Raw genomic sequence first — 6,895 nt, 5'->3', positions numbered from 1 at the left:
ATCTTTATTATTTTCCCCGGATGTACGGGGACATTGGTTCTTTTTCTATCAACTTCTCTAAAGTATATGGCATGACTGCTCCCGGATTGACGTTTGAACCGAAATCCTATCCTTTTCAGAATCCTTATTACCTCATCCGAAGTGACAGCCGGAAACTTAGGACTCATACAGCCACCCTGAGCGTTGTGATAGTGACATCATCCTCGGGTATTGGCTCACCCTCTTCCTTATAGTCGGCAATAAACGCATCTATAGCCGCCTTCATTTCATTAAGGGTCTCTTCATAGGTTTCGCCTTCGACGTGGCAACCTGGAAATGCCGGACACATGGCAAAAAAACCACCCTCCTCACAGGGCTCGATAATTACCATAAATCTATATTCTTTCTTTTTACCCATATAAAACCCCCCCAACGTCTTATAACTTGTATTATTATACCCTATCTTTATTCTTACGAGTACCGAGTATCCCCTCTGGTTTAAAGAGCAAAAAGACTATAAGCACTGCAAAGGCGATGGTGTCCTTCCATCCGGCCTGTATCTTCCAGATTCCAAGGTTTTCAATGATGCCGAGGAAAAAGCCTCCCAAAACAGCCCCGGGGATACTTCCTATGCCTCCAACGATGGAGGCAATAATCCCCTTAAGAATGGCATTGAGCCCCATGGTAGGCTCTATGTTTGTCTCCAGGGAGATTAAAACCCCGGCCATCCCCGCGAGAACAGAGCCGATGCCAAAGGCATAAAGAATAACCTTTTCAGGATAAATCCCGGAGACACTGGCCCCGATCGGGTCATCAGCCACGGCCCGAATGGCCTTACCCACCTTTGTGCTATCTACTATAAACCAGAGGGTTCCAAAAAGTATTAATGATACGGAAAGAAGGAGTATCTGAATCGGGGTTATTACCGCCGAGTATATCTGATAGCCCTCCACCACCGGCCCCGTCCTTAAGGTGAGTATCTGCGCGCCATATATAAGCTGAAGAAAATTTTGAATAAAGATATATACACCGAAAGAGGCTATGAGAAAAACCAGGCCGGGCGCCCTGTGCTTTCTTAAGGGTAGATAGATAATCCGGTCAATGACTATACCGAGGATGGCTGCAAGGATCGAGGCAAAAAAAAAGAGAGTATGGGATTAATGCCTAATTGGATAGAAAGGCTATAGGCAAAATAAGCTCCGGCAGTATAAACCACACCGTGGGCGAAGTGGAAGAAACGGACGGTTTTATAAATAACCGTGAAGCCCAAGGCTATCAAGGCATATATACTGCCGGCGATAATGCCGTTTAATAAAAGTTGGTTAAACATCTTTTTCCTTAAAAGACTTATCGAACAATTCTTTTAGTCCTATTGGAGGACGTCCAGGCTTGCCAGTCTTTCCATTCAGAAAAACATGAGTTGTATATCCTTGTGTTATTAGGATGCCCTCACATAAAATTTCATAATCGAATCTAAGAATAATCGATGGCTTTTGCAGTATCTTAGTTCCTATGGTAATGATATCTTCAAGCTTTGCTGGCTGATGAAACTTAGCATATGTCTCAACAACAGGAAGATAACAACCAAGTTTTGATTCCATTTCATCATAGGGAAATCCGCAGACCCTCAATAGACTCAATCGACCAATTTCAAAATACTCGAAGTATCGAGAATAATAAACAAATCGTAGCTGATCCACTTCAGAATAGCGAACTCTGATTGACTCTTCATTCTTAATCATCCGAAAACTGCCACCTATCGTCCTTTAAAATTTGTTTTACCCTGTCACGCATTTTCACAAAATGGCGGTCAACCTTATTTAACTCATTCGCTCGATCGTTTAATGATTTAGTCTCATCATCAATGGTGTTCCTAAGTCTTTCTGGCAAATGGGGCTTATGTTTGTACTTTAACCTGTGGGATACGTCTGCCCACCCTTGTTCCAAAATAGTCCTTATTTGTATTTCACATGTCTTATCAGCTAAGTCATTTAACTCATAAATTTCCTTGTGGGCATCACTAAGCTGGAAAACAATGTGACACGACCTATACCCTGCCTTCCTATCATATTCTTTAATGTCGAGAACCTTTATAGGTCCATTATTTTCTTCTTTAAATTGCTTAACGGTTTGTAATATTTTCCCCATATCGTTTTTATAAACACACAGAATTCTCAAACCAACCATATCTTTTAATGCCTTGAAGATATAATCTGCATTCGTTTCTGTAACATTGCTGATTTTAGCTTTATAATATTTAATAAAAGAATTTTTTACTTTTTTTGTCAGCCTTTTGATATCAGTTCTATTTGCGTACCGCCGGAATTCCGTATCCCGCAAATCTTCTAACCGTGGGAATTCTTTATCTCTGCCGTTTGCTCGAGAGACGATTTTGTTATAAAAACTTTCAAAAGTTTTAATCCGATTAGGTATCTTCAAATATTCTATTTTCAATTTTTTGCACAATGCTGTACAAATATTTAATGCAACATTAGATAATCTATCGTATTGTTCATAGTACTTCTCATATTCAGATTTCCATCTCCAATAGATTGGAAGATTTTCACCCTTTTTGTCCCAAAGCTTTTTCTCTAATACCGCAATTTTCTTCAATGAGTTTGACAACTCAATGAAGGTATCCTTAAAGGGCTCCAATTTTTTAACATCCTTTTGTCCTTGCGTAACCACTAAACAAGAATAGTAATGATTTTTATCTATATTATTCTCATCCTTATCACTGTTAGGGAATGAAGGTAAAAACATATGAATCACATAAGGATGATCATAAAACTGATATGTCACTATGACTTTCAAAACATCTATTAATGTGATTTTCTTTCTTAGGATTTTCTTTTTTTTATCTCCGTCAGCCAAGGCATTGACAAAGCTTTCGCGCCAGTTAGAAAGCAGTTGTTCAGTATTATTGCTAAAAAAAGCTTCTCTCACTTTTTCATGCAGATTTTTAAAAGCAAGCTCATTCTCAGCCTTGAATTTCTCTGCATTAGCATAATTTCGATTATTATTTCTCATGTTATATATAGAGGTGATTAATTTTTTAAAATCAGTTGATATGCCAAAATCAATATCATTGAGAATAGGTATTTCAAGATACTGATATTTACAATCTAGATCAGTTGATTTCCTACCAACTATTTTCAGATAGTTTGTATTATTGATGGCAAATTGAGTAAAGAAATCAACTGGGACAACACCTTCTAAAGTTTTCTTAAGCTCATTGAACAACAAATAAAAGGCATTATAACTATCCGAATTTGACCACCGCATACCTTTATAAAAAACATTATCCCTATATCGATTATCTTTACTTATAGAGCTATCAACAAACTCTCCCTTGAGGGACCAATAATTGAAAATAATGGCATTTTTAATTGAATTAAAATCGATAATGTCTTTAAAGTAGCCGAAATCATGTAGTCTTTTTTCTTTGCCAAAAATTATCTCGAGCCTATGTTTGATACTTGTTTCCAATTCATCAATTAATTCTAAGTGTTCTTTTTCATTTATTATTTTGTTATCAATGACTTTGCTAAAATCTGCGAAATAGGCATTAATACTTTCAATCGTTGCTTTAATATTTTTAATGATGCTATCTTGTCTTTGAGAATGTCCCACTGCGAACCCTCTTCAATCCTTAAGTTTCGAATAACATTTTCTTAGATTCCAATGACTATGCGCATTTTGCACCTTACGGATATAAATACGGTGAGAATTTCTCGTTGCGTACCGTAAATAGACTTAATGGAACTTGGGCGCCTCCGTTGTTATCAAAGCGTATCTCTCCTGTTATACCTTGAAAGCTTCTCATGCCACTGAGATAGTTTTTGATAGTCTCGCCCGTCATGTTCCCCGCAGAAATTGCCTTTAGGATTAGCATCATCGCATCATAATGCCCTGCTATGTGATAATTAATCTCTTTCTGATTATACTTCTTCAAAACTTTCTCTCTGAATTCCTTTAATCTTGGTTCATCGATCCAGGCATTAAATTCAGGAGCACTGAATATTACGCCATTTGCTGATGACCCAGCTATTTCAAGAACCTTAGGTGTATAAAATGTTTCATATGCAAGAACTTGTGTATGGACACCTAATTCTGTCGCTTGTCTCAGATAATAGGCGACATCTGTCCCCCATGACGCTACAAAAATCACATCCATGTTTTTTACATTTTTAATCTTAGCAATATTCGTTCGAAAATCAGTTGCATTAGGTTCATGAGAATCTACAAAGACTATATTGCCCCCAAGTTCTTTGAATCTTTTAGAAAAATTATCAAGAAAACTCTTTCCGGAAGCATCATCTCTATATAAAACTCCAGCATTTCTCTTGCCCAATTTATTAAATGCAGTTTCTGCCAAGAAATAACCAGTAAATTTTGCATTAGGTATTACACTAAATACATAATCTGGCGCATCTTCTATTTCAGTGCTTATTGCAGATGCATTGATCAAAACGATTTTATTTTGATTTGCAATTGGCTTTAGCGCCAAAGTTACTCCGCTTGTTGCAGGAATACATGCAACTACTTTATCTACTTCCACCAATTTCTTAAAGGCATCCACACTCTTACGAGGATCAGCCTGTCCATCTTCAATAATAAGCTTAATCTTATCTTTCGGGATAACGCCCTGATTGATTGCATCGTATAACGCTAACTCCAACCCTTGTTTCCAATAATTTCCAAATTGTGCAATATTCCCCGTTATCGGAAAAACAGCGCCGACCTTAACAACATTCTCCTCCTTCTCCGCACACCCAAGCATGCCGAGGGAGATTAGCAGCCCTATAATCAACACCCAACAAGATGTCCGTTTCATAACCCATTATCTCCTTTTTCAAAAATCCTATAGAAGCTCTGTTATGATTGATTCCCTCTATAACTTGTTTTTACTTAAAAACTCCTCCTTCTCACATGTCGGAATACCATGTTTCTCAGCCTATCATTTCATTTTGAGGGTTTTGACTAGCTCCTTTAGCGAGTAGTGTGAAGAGGAAATTTGATATAATCTGATATGTTACGGGCCTATTACACAGGGAAATCCCTCTGAAAGTCAAGATATTTTTGAGTTTTTGTGTACGAGTTCAGTAACTCTATTCAGCAAAGATAGTTTGGAGATGGTAAAGGTAATTTAGGGACGAGGTAATTTGCGTAGGTCTATTGTTTTATAACATTCTTTTGCTCTGTACCGGAAACCAATCTGTTCAGCTACGAATGAACACGAATTTACACAAATAAGGCAGAATCATTACTATTGAACAGATCTTTCGGATTCAGGCCTTTCTTTTCTGATCAAGTCGTAAAAAGTCTGAAAAGGCTATTTTCTGTCATTCCGGCGAAAGCCGGAATCCAGTAAATTCAATATGTTCTGGATGCCGGATCAAGTCCGGCATGACATTTTTTATATATTTACCTGCCGGAGTAATAGTATCAAACCACCCTCTCCCCGGTTCTTATCACCTCGGCGGCAAGAGGGTTATCCTCATTAAATTCATCCACCAGATACGGATGGGGTTCGATATTGAAGTCTATCTCGCGGGCTATTTTCATAAGGAGAAACTTGAAATCAAAGCTGTCCCCTATGAACTGCCTCGTCAGGAGTGCCACATCTATGTCACTCCATTCCGTGGCCCTGCCTTTGGCATATGAACCGAACAGATAAGCAGCAAGGATATCAATGTCTCTTTTTCTCAGCTCTTCAACGTATCTTTCTATGGACTCGTATATCAATTTTTTATCTTTTCTCTTAGCCAAGCTGCCAACTCCTTTATTTTCTCGATATTCTTCTCTGCAAACTCTCTTGTGCATTTTTTGTAAAAATCCCTTTTATAGTCTTCATATCGCGTCTCAATATTAAAAAGGGTAATATATTGCAAGGAGTCCTTCCGGGCTTCTGACAGGTCTAACCCGGCTTTAATGGCGAGCTTGTAAAGATCATGTGTTCTGGGGATTTCTCTTCCTACTGTTTTCACATAATATGCCTTTAATAGTTTCTCGGTAACCAAGTGTCCGACGAATAACGCCCACATATATTCCCCGGCATTAAACATGGCTTGCATGGATCGATAATTGTCATCAGATGAATCAAGCCAGAATTGTGTGAGTTCTTTTTTGCTCACCGAAAGTTCCTTCGCTATTCAGTCATGAGAACAAAACATTATATAAAAAGCGGCTTTATATCCAACCCATGGTTCAGATGGTAAGGGAATGGCAGGGTAATGTCAAGAACGATCAGACAAATTAGTGTCATCTATTAGTTCTTATCTGTTCCTGTATTTCTCACTTTGTTGTACCATCGGCAAGACCCATGGTAACAGGAAAAAGGCCGGGCAGGCGGCAAAAAAGGTCAGGAGAAAAAACGGGGCATAACCAAGGTGCGCGGCGCCAAAACCGCTCAGCGCCCCGGCTATCACCCGGCTGAAGCTGAATATGGTGCTGAAAAAGGCGTAATGGGTGGCGCTGAATCTCTTATCGCAAAGCCTCATTAAGAAGGCCAGAAAGGCGGCGGTGCCCAGCCCGCCGGTAAAACTCTCCGCCAGTGACGCCCCATAGACGGCAAACTTGCTGCCGGTGGCCAGGGCCGCATAGGCATACCCCAGGTTGGAAACGGCCTGCAACGCCCCGAGCGCCCAGATGGCCCGGCCGATCCCCCACAGGGTAGTCAGCCACCCACCCATAATCGAACCAACTATGCTGGCAATAGGCGCTAAGGTCCCGGAAATAAGGCCGATCTCTATTCGGGTGAACCCCCGGTCCACCCAGAACGGGCTGATCATCGGCCCCATCATGGCGTCCCCGACCTTAAAGAGCAGTATAAAAAGTACCAGCGCAAAAAAATGGGGTCGTTTTAAGATGTCGCGTATGGGCAATATCCAGGAATCGATTACTCCGGACTGCC

General features: G+C 39.8%; 10 protein-coding genes. All 10 read right to left on the bottom strand.

From position 1 onward, the window contains the following. Window positions 1–167 (bottom strand): type II toxin-antitoxin system HicA family toxin (locus AB1630_09005; GenBank protein MEW6103931.1); only part of this gene is annotated, 167 nt, incomplete at its 3' end. After that, on the bottom strand, window positions 164–397 hold the full coding sequence (locus tag AB1630_09000) for a type II toxin-antitoxin system HicB family antitoxin (GenBank protein MEW6103930.1): 234 nt from the start codon (window positions 395–397) through the stop codon (window positions 164–166). The genes AB1630_09005 and AB1630_09000, both read right to left, overlap by 4 nt. Window positions 398–431: 34 nt before the next feature. Beyond that, a complete protein-coding gene (locus tag AB1630_08995) occupies window positions 432–1,070 on the bottom strand; it encodes a branched-chain amino acid ABC transporter permease (protein ID MEW6103929.1) in 639 nt (212 codons plus the stop codon). A 14-nt stretch (window positions 1,071–1,084) separates the two neighbouring features. Next, a complete protein-coding gene (locus AB1630_08990; GenBank protein ID MEW6103928.1) occupies window positions 1,085–1,309 on the bottom strand; it encodes a hypothetical protein in 225 nt (74 codons plus the stop codon). Continuing rightward, window positions 1,302–1,721, bottom strand: a complete 420-nt coding sequence (locus AB1630_08985) for a thioesterase family protein (GenBank protein MEW6103927.1) — start codon at window positions 1,719–1,721, stop codon at window positions 1,302–1,304. Before AB1630_08985 ends, AB1630_08990 begins: the two co-directional genes overlap by 8 nt. After that, the gene (locus AB1630_08980) at window positions 1,714–3,612 is read right to left on the bottom strand and encodes a hypothetical protein (protein MEW6103926.1); all 1,899 of its coding nucleotides are present in this window, start codon (window positions 3,610–3,612) and stop codon (window positions 1,714–1,716) included. The genes AB1630_08985 and AB1630_08980 overlap by 8 nt, the downstream gene beginning before the upstream one ends. A gap of 73 nt (window positions 3,613–3,685) precedes the next feature. Continuing rightward, the gene (locus tag AB1630_08975) at window positions 3,686–4,816 is read right to left on the bottom strand and encodes an ABC transporter substrate-binding protein (protein ID MEW6103925.1); all 1,131 of its coding nucleotides are present in this window, start codon (window positions 4,814–4,816) and stop codon (window positions 3,686–3,688) included. Between the two features lie 611 nt (window positions 4,817–5,427). Then, window positions 5,428–5,751: a nucleotidyltransferase domain-containing protein gene (locus tag AB1630_08970; GenBank protein ID MEW6103924.1), complete on the bottom strand. Its 324-nt coding sequence runs from the start codon at window positions 5,749–5,751 to the stop codon at window positions 5,428–5,430. Next, complete coding sequence (locus AB1630_08965) at window positions 5,724–6,116, bottom strand: HEPN domain-containing protein (GenBank protein MEW6103923.1); 393 nt, start codon at window positions 6,114–6,116, stop codon at window positions 5,724–5,726. The genes AB1630_08970 and AB1630_08965 overlap by 28 nt, the downstream gene beginning before the upstream one ends. 141 nt (window positions 6,117–6,257) lie before the next feature. Then, on the bottom strand, window positions 6,258–6,895 hold a 638-nt coding region (locus tag AB1630_08960), incomplete at its 5' end, for an MFS transporter (protein MEW6103922.1).

The organism is bacterium, assembly GCA_040753555.1.
In the GTDB taxonomy this organism is placed as follows: Bacteria; UBA9089; UBA9088; order UBA9088; family UBA9088; genus JBFLYE01.
Note: the sequence above shows the minus strand (reverse complement) of the source record. Positions and strands in the feature narration are given on the sequence as shown.

Coding starts and splice junctions, on each gene's coding strand:
- AB1630_09000 (MEW6103930.1), bottom strand. CDS start 397: ATGGGTAAAAAGAAAGAATATAGATTTATGGTAATTATCGAGCCCTGT.
- AB1630_08975 (MEW6103925.1), bottom strand. CDS start 4,816: ATGAAACGGACATCTTGTTGGGTGTTGATTATAGGGCTGCTAATCTCC.
- AB1630_08985 (MEW6103927.1), bottom strand. CDS start 1,721: ATGATTAAGAATGAAGAGTCAATCAGAGTTCGCTATTCTGAAGTGGAT.
- AB1630_08990 (MEW6103928.1), bottom strand. CDS start 1,309: ATGTTTAACCAACTTTTATTAAACGGCATTATCGCCGGCAGTATATAT.